General features: G+C 46.0%; 11 protein-coding genes. 7 read left to right on the top strand and 4 right to left on the bottom strand.

Features of this window, described 5'->3' with window-relative positions; genetic code table 11:
- Window positions 1–252: 252 nt before the first annotated feature.
- Together ACKI5J_RS16125 and ACKI5J_RS16120 are read left to right on the top strand one after the other, a co-directional pair.
- Window positions 253–3480, top strand: a complete 3228-nt coding sequence (locus ACKI5J_RS16125; RefSeq protein WP_407430516.1) for a SusC/RagA family TonB-linked outer membrane protein — start codon at window positions 253–255, stop codon at window positions 3478–3480.
- 12 nt (window positions 3481–3492) lie between these two features.
- Complete coding sequence (locus tag ACKI5J_RS16120) at window positions 3493–5307, top strand: RagB/SusD family nutrient uptake outer membrane protein (protein ID WP_407430515.1); 1815 nt, start codon at window positions 3493–3495, stop codon at window positions 5305–5307.
- A 24-nt stretch (window positions 5308–5331) separates the two neighbouring features.
- Here the strand turns inward: ACKI5J_RS16120 and ACKI5J_RS16115 are convergent, their stop codons facing one another.
- Together ACKI5J_RS16115 and ACKI5J_RS16110 are read right to left on the bottom strand one after the other, a co-directional pair.
- Window positions 5332–5772: a hypothetical protein gene (locus ACKI5J_RS16115; RefSeq protein ID WP_407430514.1), complete on the bottom strand. Its 441-nt coding sequence runs from the start codon at window positions 5770–5772 to the stop codon at window positions 5332–5334.
- 55 nt (window positions 5773–5827) lie between these two features.
- Window positions 5828–6559 (bottom strand): DUF481 domain-containing protein, encoded by a 732-nt coding sequence (locus ACKI5J_RS16110; protein WP_407430513.1) that lies wholly within the window; start codon window positions 6557–6559, stop codon window positions 5828–5830.
- 159 nt (window positions 6560–6718) lie between these two features.
- Here ACKI5J_RS16110 and ACKI5J_RS16105 point away from each other — a divergent pair, with 159 nt between their 5' ends.
- Complete coding sequence (locus tag ACKI5J_RS16105) at window positions 6719–7171, top strand: hypothetical protein (RefSeq protein WP_407430512.1); 453 nt, start codon at window positions 6719–6721, stop codon at window positions 7169–7171.
- Here ACKI5J_RS16105 and ACKI5J_RS16100 read toward each other — a convergent pair.
- A complete protein-coding gene (locus ACKI5J_RS16100; RefSeq protein WP_407430511.1) occupies window positions 7168–7341 on the bottom strand; it encodes a hypothetical protein in 174 nt (57 codons plus the stop codon). The two genes, ACKI5J_RS16105 and ACKI5J_RS16100, sit on opposite strands and share 4 nt — an antisense overlap.
- 269 nt (window positions 7342–7610) lie before the next feature.
- Here ACKI5J_RS16100 and ACKI5J_RS16095 point away from each other — a divergent pair, with 269 nt between their 5' ends.
- Genes ACKI5J_RS16095 through ACKI5J_RS16085 form a run of 3 tightly spaced genes read left to right on the top strand, consistent with a single transcriptional unit; the run spans window position 7611 to window position 11736 of the window.
- On the top strand, window positions 7611–10097 hold the full coding sequence (locus ACKI5J_RS16095) for a TonB-dependent receptor domain-containing protein (protein WP_407430510.1): 2487 nt from the start codon (window positions 7611–7613) through the stop codon (window positions 10095–10097).
- Window positions 10098–10128: 31 nt separating this feature from the next.
- Window positions 10129–10623 carry an ABC transporter substrate-binding protein gene (locus ACKI5J_RS16090; protein ID WP_407430509.1) on the top strand — a complete coding sequence of 165 codons (495 nt, stop codon included), beginning with the start codon at window positions 10129–10131 and terminating at the stop codon, window positions 10621–10623.
- 42 nt (window positions 10624–10665) lie between these two features.
- On the top strand, window positions 10666–11736 hold the full coding sequence (locus ACKI5J_RS16085) for an NADH:flavin oxidoreductase/NADH oxidase (RefSeq protein ID WP_407430508.1): 1071 nt from the start codon (window positions 10666–10668) through the stop codon (window positions 11734–11736).
- Between the two features lie 3 nt (window positions 11737–11739).
- Here ACKI5J_RS16085 and ACKI5J_RS16080 read toward each other — a convergent pair whose 3' ends face one another.
- Entirely contained in the window at window positions 11740–12570 is an 831-nt protein-coding gene (locus tag ACKI5J_RS16080) for a murein L,D-transpeptidase catalytic domain family protein (protein WP_407430507.1), read from the bottom strand.
- A 579-nt stretch (window positions 12571–13149) separates the two neighbouring features.
- On the opposite strand from ACKI5J_RS16080, the gene ACKI5J_RS16075 reads away from it, so the two are divergent.
- Window positions 13150–15651 (top strand): glycosyl hydrolase 115 family protein, encoded by a 2502-nt coding sequence (locus tag ACKI5J_RS16075; RefSeq protein WP_407430506.1) that lies wholly within the window; start codon window positions 13150–13152, stop codon window positions 15649–15651.
- Window positions 15652–15660: the final 9 nt, after the last annotated feature.

Genomic DNA, 15660 nt, shown 5'->3' with positions numbered 1-15660 from the left:
ATTAGAACTATCCTGGACCTATCTTCAAATACATTTGCAAGCAAAGTAACCAAATCATTGACAGATATTATTAAGGGAAAAGTACTAATAGGCCTGTTCCTCGGGATAGTTTAAAAGGAGTTCCGATCTCGGAGATATCACCTCCCAGAGCCTGGACACATCCCGGAATAGCGATCAAACTGATTCGGCCTGAAAAAAGCGCATGAGCAGCCTTGCTCTTGACTAAGCAATTATTAACTAACAAATTTCATTATGGTAAAAATTAATTTACTAATCTGTTGTCTGCTTTTCTGTTTGTTTAACACCTCCGTGGGCCAGGTCAAAGAGGTCACAGGCGTTGTAAAAGAGAAGAGCAATGGTATGCCCATGGTGGGAGTAACCGTTATGGTAAAAGGTACCAAACAGGGAAGTCAGACTGACGTACAGGGAAGGTATAGAATTCCTGTGGCGGGTAATTTTCCAGTGGTAGTTACTTTCAGTTCCCTCGGTTTCAAAACAATCGAAAGGACTGCCACTTCCCCTCAAATTATAAACGTTACGCTTGAAGAAGATATCAGTAGTCTGGAGCAAGTAGTCGTAATAGGCTATGCCAACGTCAAGCGTAAGGATCTGACCGGCGCGTCCGTCTCAGTAGGTGCCGACGAACTCAGCATTGCTCCTGTGACCACTGCCGCGCAGGCCCTTACCGGAAAAGCCGCCGGTGTAAACGTCGTCACTCAAAGCGGTGCACCAGGAGCGGATATCAACATCACGATCAGAGGGGGTACTTCCATTACACAAAGCACCGAGCCGCTGTATATCGTCGACGGATTTCAGATGGACAATGCACTGCGCAATGTTGATATTAACGATATAGAAAGCATCGATGTGATGAAGGATGCATCTTCAACGGCTATTTACGGTGCCAGAGGTTCAAATGGAGTGGTGCTTATAACTACAAAGTCCGGAAAATCAGGTAAAACCGAGGTTAACTACAACGCTTATATGGGTGTTGAAAAGCTGGGCAAAAAGCTTAATGTCCTTGGACCTGAAGATTATGCAAAGTATCAGTATGAATTCCAGTCTTTAGCTGGACGGGAATCAAGCTGGGCTAATTATTTTGGCGGAGATATGGCCTCTCCCGACTTCTATACCGGCGCCTATAGCCGCATAGCCAGTGAATATGGTAGCAGAGAAGGCATAGACTGGCAAGATATTGTCTTTGGCGGCTCTGCAATGAACCAGAACCACAATATCAACATAAACGGAGGTAATGAAAAAACAAGGTTCATGTTAAGCTATAATAATACCGGTCAGGATGGTATTATGGAAAAATATGGCTATAACAAAAATGGCGTGCGCCTTAAACTAAACCACGAACTTTTCAAAGGAGTGAGGTCAGATTTTAGCCTCAACTTCCAGGATACACGTATTGATGGTGGCGGCTCACTGGGAGGTGCGTTAAAAATGACTATTCTGCAACCTTCTACCGGTGGCAGTATGTATACCAATGACCAATTGATTGGGACAGATATCAGTGAGGATATGCTTGCCTATGATTCTCAATATGATGTGTACAACCCGATCATTACGAATGATGCCGTTACTAATATTAACAGAAACCGTCAGTTTACAGGAAACGCCGGGTTGGAGTTCGATCTTGCAAAAGATCTGACCTTCCGCACAGCGGGTAGTTACCTGTGGAGGCAGGTGCGAAGGGATGTTTGGGATGACGGAAGAACCAGAAGCGCTCAGAATAACGGCGGGCCTTATGGATCAAGGGACAACAGTGAGAGATTCACCTGGCAGATCACCAATACATTAAACTGGGGACATGATTTCAACGATCACCGGGTCAATGCGTTAGTAGGTCAGGAAACCTATTACAATGAAGGGATGAATCTGGATAATACCTACTATGAGTTCCCGCGGAACAACTTCGGCCTAAACGATGTGGGCATGGCGACTAAGAACAAAAATGCGTATGACTCCGGGCTAAGTTCCAATGGTCTGTTATCTTTCTTCGGTCGCGGTTCATACAGTTATAAAGGAAAATATATCGCGAACTTTACGCTCCGCGCTGACGGATCCTCTAAATTCTCAAAAGGTAATAAATGGGGTTACTTCCCATCGGCCTCTGCCGCATGGCGTATCTCTGACGAGAATTTCATGGCCGGGCAAACAGTAATCAACAATCTGAAACTTCGCGTAGGTTTCGGTACGTCCGGAAACAACGCGATCGACAATAATATGTACGCTACAGATTATGGATCTGGTTTCTATGCGATCGGTAATAACACATTTCCGACCCTCGTTCCGGGAGAGACTGTGGGCAATCCAAGGTTGGTTTGGGAGAAGACAGTCTCCACTAACTTAGGTCTCGACATCGATTTATTCAAAAGCCGCATCAGTATGGGTATTGACGTTTATAACAATGAATCAAACGATCTTCTCATCAGGAACAGCATTCCTACATCAACCGGTTACCGTTACCAGTTCCAGAATATCGGTGCGGTAAGGAACCGGGGTTTGGAAGTAGTGTTGAACACTGCAAACGTTCGGTCTAAAAACTTTAGATGGAATACCAATTTTAACATCGGTATGAACCGCTCCAAAGTTCTTTCCATCTATGGCAGGGAAGAAAATGATTACTTCTACCAAAATTATGATAGCCGTATCGATTTTAAGCTTGAAGCCGGAAAGCCACTTGGACAAATGTTCGGCTATAGGTATGACGGAGTTTACACCACAGATGACTTCATTCAGAACGCCAATGGAACCTACACACTTAAAGACGGAATACCTCGCCTGAAAGGTGGGAATGTCGCTAATATCAAGCCGGGCGATGTGAAGTATAAAACGTCAGGAGAAGCTGTTGACGCAAATGGTAATCCTGTCTGGTCAACTGACGACCGTACGGTTATCGGAAATGCTCAACCTAAGTTTCAGGGTGGTATGTCCAATACTTTCGCATACAAAGGCTTCGACCTGACTGTGTTTATGAATTTTACAGTTGGTAACGATATCTTCAATATGAGTTCTCAGCGTTTTATCGGTCCGTATCTTCCTAACCAGAATACTATGGAAGTGATGAACAGCAGGTTCACCCTCATCGATCCTCAAACCGGGCGTGAGACCACGGATCTGGCCAGACTAGCAGCGATAAATCCTCAGCAAAATAATGCCGATGCGATGTGGAGCCTCCATTCAACGAACAAGATCGCTATCACCGATGCGCTGGACTATTATGTTGAAGACGGTTCGTTCCTGCGGCTCAGTACGGTAACCCTGGGTTATACCCTACCCAAGCTGACCCTTAGCAAAGTCAAGATCAAGAATGCCAGGGTTTATTGCACAGTAAACAACCTGCATACTTTTACCAACTATAGCGGTTATGATCCGGAAGTTTCCGCAACATCCAGTCCGCTAACCATGGGCGTCGACAACTCGGCTTTCCCGCGTGCAAAAAGCGTTGTATTCGGTGTCAACTTAACATTTTAATCAAGCCCGATCATGAAAAGAATATTAAACATTACCTGTATAGCCGCGGCAACACTCCTTGTATCTTCTTGCAAAGATTTTCTTGAGATGCCGTCTGAGACCAAATTTGATAGTGAGACCATTTTTGAAACAGTAGACCGGGCCGAGATGGTCGTTGTGGGAGCTTATTCCCAAACGTTTAACCGGGAGTTTTACTACCAACTGGGTATGGGAACGGATGAGTGTTACTCTACAGAAGGCGAAACAAACAGTAAAAACCAGGTGGCAAACTACGTTTACACCACATCGAACACACCGACGTCGACTTATACAGCCATGTATACCGGCATTGAATATGCAAACGTGGCTATCAAGGGTCTTCAGGGCATGGATGTCTCTTCTGATGCTGAAAAACGAAAAGTCAACATGTTGCTAGGAGAGGTTTACGCTATTCGTGCGATGAACTACCTGAATGTGGTCCGTTTCTTTGGCGATGTACCCTATTCTACAGAGCCTGTTGCCGAGACGGGAATTTTTACTTCTTCACGGGTAAGTCGCGATACCATCTACGACGGCTGCGTAGCCGACCTGCAGAAAGCTATTGAACTGTTGCCATGGAAAAGCGAGGGAGCAGTAAGCACTCCTGAGCGATTTACCAAGAATGCGGCTTACGGTATGCTTTCCAGGGTGGCGCTGTATGCTGCCGGTTATTCATTGCGCTGGGATTTGAACAGCTATGCACCAGGATCGGTAACCATTTCAAGGCGCTCAGATGCGGCCCGCGTAAAGGAGCTTTATAAAATAGCAGCAGATGCTGCAAAAGCAGTAATAGATAGGGGAGAAAATGCCCTTGTGCCCAGCTATGAAGCTGTTTTCAGAGATCTTATTAATGGACGGTATAATTCGGAATCTATGCTCGAATATGGCCAGTATGGTGCCGACGTCAATGGATCCGCAGCTGGATACACTAACGGTATTTTCGCGCATACAAACGCCATGTTTGGTAAAAGTCAACCAGCTATGGCGGTCACGCCAACCTATTGGTTTGACTTCGGAACGGGAGATACCCGTCGGGATGTAACGATCTGTAACTATGGAATTGGCGCTGATAATAGCCGCCAGATGAATTCTTATACCAGCAATACCATTGGCAAATTCAGGGTAAACTGGGCAAGCCAGGTAGGCACGGCAATCAACAAACGCGATATTAACTGGCCTGTCTTACGCTACTCGGATGTCCTGCTCATGTATGCCGAAGCCCTTAATGAATACAATAACGGTCCTACCACCGAGGCAATTGCAGCCTTTGAAAAAGTACGGGCACGCGGATACGCAGGAAATACCACCGCTATGGGGGAAACGCCCGGTGACTATAAAGGGTTCAAGGACGCGATAATTAACGAGCGGAAGCTTGAACTTGGTTTTGAGTCATGGAGAAGAACAGATCTGACACGCTGGGGAATCTTGTACGAAACGCTGTCTGAAACAAAGAAAAAGCTTATAAAAATGGCAGGAAGGACAGACGAATTCGCAGATATAGACGCATATCGTGTGTACAAACCATCCGTGGCTACTTCTTTCCAGGACCCCGTGGTCGCCGTGCCGTTTACGGGCTACAAACAGATCACTAGTGCCGACTCTACTCAGCTGGTAAAGGATGGTAACGTCGTGCTTCGCATGCATGGCGCCTCACCGCTTGGATCCCAGGGAGTGCTTACGCCGAATGCCGCACTGGTGACGAATCTTTTCCGCGGCCTTGAGAAGAATAAAGTCGAACTTCTTCCTTTAGCTATATCCATCATCGATGTCAATTCAGGCCTTCAGGGGCAACAACATCCTGGTTACTAATAGTCTTGAGAGCTAGAGGCCAAATCAGGCCTCTAGCTTTTTTTGCATTTCCGCTAGTGTGATGGCATATATGATATGTGCCAGCAATAGTTGCCCATAAAACCGTTTGTACGGTATCACAGGCTCGCGCGGATGTAATCTAAACGTCAATTCCCACACCATGATTCCGCCCAGGCCTGCAACGGTGCCTGCCAGGATCCCGTTCCAGACAGACCGCTTCTTTCCGTTTTTCTTCCAATAAGCCTCCAGCGCTAAAGCGAGCCCGATACCTACCTGATAATGAGCTATCCATCCCACGGGAATCGCCAGATCACGGGCTGGCGCCGGCAAAAAGTCATCAGCGAGTTCTGCAAGTAACTCCGGTTCCCTGAAATTTTCATCTTTCGTTCTGGAAATAGCATAGCTGTATAGTGTCATCGCCGTTGTGGCGGCAATTCCGGACAAAATTGTTTTGACGACGTTCATATCCATGTTTTTTTAAATAAATTCACATATTATGCCAGTTTCGGGAGAGTAACGTTCAAAACCATTTTTCAAGTTTCAGTCCGTAGGTCAACAGCAGGTTCTCGCTATCGGTCACCGAAATCTTATTATATGCGAGAGAGCTGCTTAAACTAAGCCAGGAGTTAAGTTTCAAACCGAGACTAAAGGTTGACCGAATATTATAATCGTGTTTGCGGGTTAGCGATGGCTGCCAGAAGGTGCCGCCGTCAAACGTGACCAGCTCTTTAAGGATAAACCGGAATTGAAGCCGGAGCGAATTCCGATAGGTGTGGTAATTTACCCGGGTAGTATCATTCAGATGTAAATCACTCAGATCATAGAGTATTCCGTCGCTGATATTCAAATAAGCATTCGGGCGGTCGATAATGCTGTATGCAACACCAGCCCCCGCAAGCAACTGATTGTTTATCCGTAATGAGTAACTGGTGTTATAGGTGGCGAGGCCCCAATAGTAAAAGTTACGGCTCTTTCCATAAAGATTAAAGTCGAGTGATGATGAAAAATCATTGTTAGTGAGTGTGCTATTCGACTTGCCATAAGCCCAGTTGTTCCCAAAATTCAATAGAACTTTCTTCTTTTTTATTTCAAATCGCACCTGATTGTTCAGGAGATATGAACTTCCATCTTGCGCACGGTTGACTGAACCTGTTGAGTTGAAGAGCGCATGATATTGCGTGGAGTCGTTGAACTGTGCCAGAACAAGATTTTGAATGGATAGAAAGAACAGCAGGCATAAAAGTTTGTACATATTTCATGAGGGTATGTAACTAATAGCGACAAATAAATTAAGGCATTGTTTGATTCAGGTAGTATACGCAGAACCTTGCGGAAAATATCCTGAAATGCAGTTATGATACCTGATTTCAAGTTTCTGCCAACCATTTTCTGCCGAAAGTGTTCGTTAGATATGATTCCACAAAAGAACAATGATGAAACCTCGAAAGAACTTTTGCCTATCGAAAAGCTGCTCTCTTATTCTCTTGAGGAAGTAAGCATTTTCGATGAGCTTGCCGAGGATAAAACGAGCGGAAAGTTCCGCTCCACATTTGCTAAATACTCGTTCCTGCGTGAACAGCATGCGATGAGCATCAAATTTTACCTTCGTTCAAAAGGTTTGCGTCTTACCAGGATGTCAGACGGAGGTACAAAAAAGAGCGGGCAGTCCTGGAAAGAACTGAAAGCTGCACTTGAACGTTCTGATTATGAAGCGATAGCCCGAATAACGGGAAAAGCAGCTAGCACTACCGTAACGTTGTATGAGGATGCGCTGAAGAATGCGTCTGCTACGGATGCCTCTATGCACAAGATGCTTACCGAACATCTGACGCAAATCCGGAAAATCAATACCTACCCGTCTTAGTACAAAAAAGCTGATTTCTGCTTTGCCGCCTGGAGATAAACAGGCGGCTTTTTCCTACCTGCCTTCAGATCTTTCCGTGTTCCATGCATAATAACTCCAACATGAGTCCATGTTTGCTGATTAAAACATGGACTCATGTTGGTATGTTCTTCGTTTGGTGCTGTTTTCATAGGCCGGAAGTCTTAAATATTATTTCAGGTAAACCCAAACTATATCCGCATTACTCAGCAGCTGGAGCTAAGGACCGCAGATCAGGGCTACTGACGAAGAGCCGAAAAGATGATCTTACCATTATAAAAGGTCAGAGAATTAGTTTTTAGAAAAGTGTAAGTTTGCGGCCTGCTGAATGGGCCCCGGCTTGCGAAGGGATGACAACGTTATCTTTTTTGTAACATATTGGCGTTTTCTGCTACTAATTACAAAATTATAACGCAATCAAATGAAACTCTTACCTCTCCTATGTACATTTTTTATTTCTGTTAGCATCTTTGGGCAGATGCCACAGGCGCCGGCAGGGCAAGGACGGATTTCCGGTACGGTAATCGATTCGTTAACAAAAAAGCCCGTCGAATATGCTTCCGTAGCGTTGACTGTTGCCGGTGGCACCAAGAGCATCAATGGCGCACTTACTGATGCAAAAGGAACATTCGTAATGGATAAGGTGGCACCAGGGAAGTATAAGGTTAGCGTGAGCTTCATGGGTTATAAGCTGAAAGAGGTAAACGATGTGGTTACTACCGGAGATAAGCCTGATAAGAACGTAGGCAGGATCATTCTGGCGCCATCAGCCAACCTGCTGAAGGAGGTAGCTGTCACCGGCGAAGTGCCTATGATTGAAAACCGCGTGGATAAAGTGGTATACAATGCCGAAAAGGATGCAACTGTTTCCGGCGGAAACGCAGGAGATGTGCTACGCAAGGTGCCGATGTTATCTGTTGACCAGGACGGAAACGTCTCCCTGCGTGGTAGCCAGAATGTACGGATTCTGATCAACGGAAAGCCATCAGGAGCGGTCGCCGCGAGCACAGCCGATGCCATGCGAATGCTGCCGGCAGATCAGATTAAGAATGTGGAGGTAATCACCAGTCCATCGGCTAAATATGACGCTGAAGGTACCGGTGGTATCATTAATATCATCACTAAAAAGAGAGAAATATCAGGGGTAAGCGGTTCGGTCAGTGGAGGTGTAGGTACCCGTCAGAACAATGGAAACGCCAACTTGAATATCAATAAGAACCGGCTGAGTATAACAGCCAACCTGGGAGGAAACGGATCATGGCCGCAGACTACCCGGACAATGAATAACAGTTTCTCACCTCTAACCGATACAAGATCTATGCAGCAGGGTGAGAGTAACACTAACCGTTATGGCGGGATGGGGTCTGCTAATGTAAGTTATGATTTCAATGATAATAACAGTGTTTCCACCGGGATCCGTGTAAATCAGGGACGTTTCAAAACCGACGGGTCGTCTCTCAACAGCAGAACCTTCCTGCAGGAAGGTGTTATGCTAAGCGAGGACTATAGTTTTGCGAATAAGAACGAAACAACATTCAGTGGGTTCGACTGGAATGCTGACTATACTCATAAATTTAAGACGCAAGGTCACGAATTCAGCATTGCCGGACAGTGGAGCCATAGCAAGAACGAGACTGATTTTTCGTCATTATACTCCATACTCAGCCGGGACGACCAGATGGGTAATAACGACGCGTCGAACGACGAATATACTGTTCAGGCAGACTATAGCCTGCCGCTTAACAAGGTGTTCAAGCTGGAGCTGGGAGGAAAGACCATCATCCGCGAGATCACCAGTAACTCGCTGTTCAACACTGCAGTGAATGGTGGTGCCTTTGAGTACAATCCGCGTTTGTCTAATATTTATGATTACAATCAGGATGTTGTTTCAGGATATTCGGTTTTGAGCATACAAGCTAGTAAGAGTGTAGGAATACAGGTCGGTGGCCGTTTGGAACATACCAGGATCGAGGGACAGTCGGATGGCGGTAATTCGGAGCAGCTTTCGGTTTCGAATGACTATACGAACTTTATTCCAAGCTTTGCGATTTCCAAAACGTTTGAAAACCTGCAGACGCTTCGCCTGAGTTATAGCAAGCGCATTCAGCGTCCGAGCCTGCAGTATCTGAATCCTTTCCGCGATATTAGCAATGACCAGTTTCAGAGGCAAGGTAACCCGGCTCTATCACCGGAAGTGTCGCAGACCGTAGAACTTGGTTTCTCTAAGATGATCAAGACATCCATGATCAATACCTCGGTATATTTCAGACATACAGCAGACATTATCGAAAGTATCATTCGTCCGGATGTATATGACGGCCGTACTGTTAACTTAACATCTTATGATAATATTGGAAGCAACAACTCCGTGGGAGCAAGTTTTTTCGGATCTGTGAGTCCGGTTAAAGGAACCACCTTCAGAGGGAACTTTGACATATATTCGTATAAACCAAGCACTAACCGCTCTTTTTCAGAGCTTGCCGGTGAGGCTAAGACATACGCGTTGTACAAAGCGTATATAAGCGGTTCGGTTACGTTGCCCAAAGATTTGATTGCCGAAACCTTCTATATATTGAATTCGCCACGCAGAACCTTCCAGGGAGAAAGCCCGTCTTTCAGCATGTGGCAGGTATCGTTCAGTAAGCAGATTTTGAATAAAAAGGCTAAAATTGGTGTGAACGTAATTGATCCGTTTAATGAAACGAAACATTTTAAGACGAACATCAACAGTGCTGAGCTGGTACAGGTACAGGACTTCGGTATTCCTTTCCGTTCTGTCGGTATTAATTTTAGCTATTCGTTTGGCAAAACCAACTTCAATCCGCAGCCACGCAAGAAGAGAGGAGTGAGCAATGATGACCTGAAACAAGACGGCGGACAAACTGGTCAGGGTGGTATGACGAATTGATTTTTCGTAACTTCGCGCAAAATTAATTTTCATGTCTGAGCTAAGCATTTTATCATATCTACCAGGGGAAAACGCAGATGAGTTGGAGCAGCTTCAGGAAAGGGTTGAGCTTGTCAGGCACAAGCTGAAGTTTGTGGAGCTGAAGCCAACGGTTGCTTGCATAAGCAGCCTGTCGCCACTTAAGCTGACCGAAGGGCTGGTTCCCGAGTTGATCAGGCTGGCAGGCGGAACCCCGGTTCATGGTGATGATCTTACCTTGCTAAATCCGCAATATATTATCGTTGCACTCGAGGGTTCTCCTATTAACGCCGCCATGAGTCAGGTAGATACCCTGATGGCTTTGGCCGGATGGGAGTCTTTAGATGCCGTGCAGCATGGCCGGATCTATCTTGCTAGTGGAGATACGCATTTTAATGACTCGGCAGAGGGCATTGTGGAAACGGTTGAGATGATAGCGGAGATACTTAACCCGAAGCAATTTGCGTTTGGTTATGAAGGTGAGGGTTGGATAAAGTTCGGCATCTAAAAACAGATTTCTGGCCGGGCTGTTCATAGAAAGAAAACGTCCATGGCTATATTATTTGAACCTATCGGGATCAGGAGCATCGAGTTCAGGAACCGCATTGTCGTGTCTCCGATGTGCCAATATTCAGCAGAAGAAGGTTTTGCGAATGATTGGCACATGGTACATCTGGGAAGCAGGGCAGTAGGAGGCGCAGGGCTAGTCATCGCTGAAGCGACGGCGGTATCTCCGGAGGGCAGGATCTCTCCTGGAGATCTTGGTATCTGGCTTGACGACCATATTCCCGCCTTGAGCAGGATTGCAGCATTTATACAGGAGCAAGGTGCTGTAGCCGGCATTCAGATCGCGCATGCGGGACGGAAAGCCAGTCACGATGCACCCTGGCATGGTGGAAGGTTTCTCTCTGAGCAGGAAGGGGGATGGAAAACAGTAGGTCCATCAGCACTTCCTTTTGCTGCAGGCGACTCGTTGCCTCATGCATTGACACCTGAAGGGCTGGAAAATGTTATTATTGACTTTCACTCTGCCGCCAAGCGAGCGCTGGAAGCCGGGTTCAAAGTTCTTGAGATACATGCAGCGCATGGCTATTTGCTTCACGAATTCCTTTCACCTTTGTCCAACTTCCGGTCAGATGAGTATGGCGGGTCATTCGAAAACCGCATCCGCTTATTGGTGGAAGTTACCGAAGCCGTTCGCAAGGTGTGGCCGGAAGAGCTTCCGCTGTTCGTGCGCATCTCAGCAACCGACTGGGTTGAAGGGGGCTGGACTCCCGGGGACTCGGTTGAGCTCGCTTCGGTTCTGAAGGATAAGGGGGTGGATGTTATTGATTGTTCTACGGGGGGTAATGCCCCTAATGCGCAGATTCCCGCAGGGCCCAACTATCAGGTTCCCTTTGCGGAAAAAGTGAAGCGGGAGGCCGGGGTGATGACTGGTGCTGTAGGCATCATAACAAGTGCTCAGCAGGCGGAAGAGATCATACAAAAAGGGCAAGCAGATTTTGTCTTGCTTGCCCGTGAGATGTTAAGGGATCCTTATTTCCCCATGCATGCTGCGCAGCAGCTGGGTGTGGAAATAAAGTGGCCCGTGCAATATGAAAGAGCTAAAAGATCGCGCTAGATCTTAAGCACCCGCGGCCAGAATCTGCTGGTCGGCGGATATAAATTTATTCAATGCAGATTCCAGGTTCAGATAGTCTGACGCATATTCTACTTTGGCAGGGCCATTAATGAATAAGGTCGTCTGGTTCTTGATGGTGTTAATAATCGCAGGGGTCAGTTCCTGCGGTAAAGCCGGGCAACCTAAACTGCGTCCTAAACGGCCATGCTGCTTCACAAAGTCATGACTTACATAAGATGCGCCGTGGATAACTACCGCACGGTTCAAAGCGTTTGAATTGTACGCACCGTCCATGCCGTTTATCTTCAGTGACAAACCATGTTTACCGTGGTAGGTATTAGCGGTTACGTAGAAACCCAGGCTGCTTTGGTTTGACTCAGAAATGTTAGAAAAGCTGGTGGCGTAATTATCGCCGCTTCCCTTCCCGTGAGCGACAAGGGTGTTGAAAAGTAACTTTCTGGCGTTCAGGTCAATAATCCACATTCTTTTTTCGGAACTAGGCTTATTAAAGTCTACGATCGAAAGTATCTGTTTGGCCTTAGATAGGCGGCCTGCATCTTTCAGGTTGTAATACCCTGTGATAGCTTTCGCAAAGACAGCATAGTCAAGAGATGCGTCAGCAAGGCCGGCAGCGGTATAAACACCAGAGATATACTGGTCGAATAGACTGGCAGCAGAGATTACCTTCTCTTCTTTTACGGCAGATTGACTGATTTCTTTCTTGATTTCGGGATGGTTGCTGATGTCAGTGTCTGACTTTAAACCCCATCCGATTGCTGGAATGCTTAGTGCTAAAATGATGTAAGTTGCCCCTCTTAAAATCCTGTTCTTCATAAATTTCCCCCGTTGTTTAAAAGTAAGGTTTTCTTTCTATAAGCAGATGAATTAGGTTGTGTGTGTAGCGGTTAACAATACAAATATAAGGAAATAAATTTGGATGTCAAATAGTTAGGGTCAGGGAAGGGTCATGAAGGGGAGGGCAAATTCAGTAACCGTTCCAAGTGTTTTGAATTATCCTGACCGTTATTGCCATAATCCTCGGCTTGGTGATTTACTTGAAATAGCGTAAGACCTAGATGTCATGAATTACCCGACGTTTTCTGGGCGAGCAGATAAGCTATGACCAGATAACTGATAGAGCTAATCTGGTTAGGGGGGCGGAACGGGTGATGGTACCCTTAGCTAAGCAATCAGCCAGAGCGAGCCGACTCGTTATTGCATTCGAAGAAGAAAAAAAGCCTCTCAGTTAACATTTGTTCTATGAATATATCATTAACAGGCAGCCTAATAATCAAATAAACCCGTTTTTGCATACCGTAAACTAATATGAACAACTCTGCCGTCTGAAGCTCATCAGCAGCAGCGTATAAAAAGGGTTTTATAGCCAATTTAGACCATTTAATTTTGAACGTTTTGAACTGCAAATTTTTACTCTCAATCCTGTTTCTTCTAGCCCATTTGGTTGCGGTCGGAGGTGATCGGGAAAATTCCAATTTCGTTTATTTCAAAGATCAGGGAAATTATTTTCCGCTTACGGAAGCCGGTGTCCCCATTCCTATCGTAGTGGATGATCTCGACTTCAAAGGTGTACACCATGCTGTAGATAATCTTCGGGAAGACTTTAAAAGGGTCACGGGCAATGTTCCTCAGCAGACGGCCGGTAAGTATAAGATTATCATCGGCACGATGGGCAAATCGGCTATTGTTGACCGATTGATTAAGGAGGGGAAGGTAGCCAGAAAGGATCTGGCAGGAAAAAATGAGAAATTCATCATTGAAGTTGTAAAGAATCCAACACCGGATACGGAAGCCGCACTTCTTATTATCGGCAGCGACAAGAGAGGAACCATATATGGAACTTACGAGCTTTCCACTCAGATGGGTGTTTCTCCATGGTATTATTGGGCGGATGTACCTGTTAAGAAGCATACCGAACTCTATGTTAAGCCCGGAAAATACACGCAGGGGGAACCAGCGGTAAAATACAGAGGAATATTTCTTAATGATGAAGCACCGGCCTTAAGCGGCTGGAGTAAAGCTACCTTTGGAGGTTATAATAGCAAATTTTACGAAAAGGTATTCGAACTCATCTTAAGACTCAAAGGAAATTTCCTCTGGCCTGCTATGTGGGGGAACGCTTTCTATGATGATGATCCGCTGAACGGTCAGCTTGCCGACGACCTCGGCATCGTGATGGGAACCTCTCACCACGAGCCGATGGCGAGGGCTCAGCAGGAATGGAAGCGTCACGGCAATGGGGGTGCATGGGATTATAGCAGTAACGCTTCCGGACTCAGGGAGTTCTGGAAAGGGGGAATGGAACGGGCAAAGAACTGGGAGAGCCTGATTACCATTGCGATGAGAGGGGATGGTGATGAACCGATGAGTGAGGATCAGAACAAAGGCTTGTTGGAAAAGATCGTCAAAGATCAGCGGCAGGTTATAGAAGAAGTGACCGGAAAGAAAGCGGAAATGACTCCTCAGGTGTGGGCCTTATACAAAGAGGTACAGGACTACTACGACTCAGGCATGCGCGTTCCGGACGATGTAACGCTCCTGTTTTGTGATGATAATTGGGGTAACGTGAGGAAGTTGCCTGAGTTGAATGCTAAGAAGCGGAAGGGTGGTTATGGAATGTATTATCATTTCGACTATGTTGGTGCGCCAAGGAATTCCAAATGGGTGAACGTTAGTCAGGTACAACGCGTGTGGGAGCAAATGAACCTGACCTATCAATATGGAGTTGACCGTATCTGGGTAGTCAATGTCGGGGATCTGAAACCAATGGAATACCCTATATCCTTTTTCCTGGATATGGCCTGGAATCCAAACCGTTTTAATGCCAATAATCTTCTGCAGCATACCGAAGAATGGAGTGCCCAGCAATTCGGTGATCAATATGCTAAAGAAGCTGCCAGGTTGATCAATTTGTATACAAAATATAACAATAGGGTCACTCCTGAACTCCTGGATGATAAAACGTTCAGCCTCGCAAATTACAATGAGTTTGAAACGGTGGTGAACGATTATCGTAATCTGGTGATTGATGCCATGCGTTTATATTATCTGATACCTAACGAGTACAAAGATGCTTTTGATCAGCTCGTGGTTTTCCCGATCAATGCTTGCTCCAATGTTTATGAAATGTACTATGCTGTGGCAAAAAATAAGGTTTTTGCGGCAAAAGGAGATGAGCAGGCGAACTTTTGGGCGGATAAAGCGAAAGAGCATTTCCGTCAGGACTCTGTTTTAACCGTTCATTATAACAAGGATATTGCCAATGGGAAATGGCCTCATATGATGGATCAGGTTCGCATTGGCTATAGGAGCTGGAATAACCCGCCAAAAAGTATTATGCCAAAGGTGGAATACGTAGCGGCTAAGAAGCCGGCTAAGAAGATATTCGCCGAGGAAGATGGCGTCGTATCTATTGAAGCTGAAAATTTTAAGACTTCAAGCAATAGTAAAAAGGTGACGTGGACCGTGATACCTGATCTGGGAAAGACACTTTCAGGATTAACCACGATGCCCGTGACGGAAGTGCCGGATGAGAGTGTTTATGTTGAGTATGAAATGGATGTTAAGACGGCAGGAAAAGCAAAACTTGTGGTGCTAACGTCGCCGACTTTAAACTACAATGCGAACAAGGGCCTGCGTTATGCTGTTTCGGTGAACGGAGGCAAGGAACAGATTGTCAATATTAACGGTCATTACAGGGGGGAGCTGGGACGCTGGCAGGCGAGGAGGATTATCGAGTCGAGTACCAGCCACGATATTGGAGCTGCCGGTTTGCATACCATTCGGATTCGACCTCTTGAGCCTGGAATCGTATTTCAGAAAATCATGCTGGATCTGGGAGGGTTGAAACCTTCGTATCTCGGCGCTCCGGAAAGCAAAATCGTGTCGTCACCCTGATATACGGCT

It is taken from the genome of Arcticibacter sp. (genome assembly GCF_045629565.1).
Taxonomy (GTDB): domain Bacteria; phylum Bacteroidota; class Bacteroidia; order Sphingobacteriales; family Sphingobacteriaceae; genus Arcticibacter.
The sequence above is the reverse complement of the archived record's forward strand: the minus strand, read 5'-3'. Positions and strand labels throughout refer to the sequence as shown.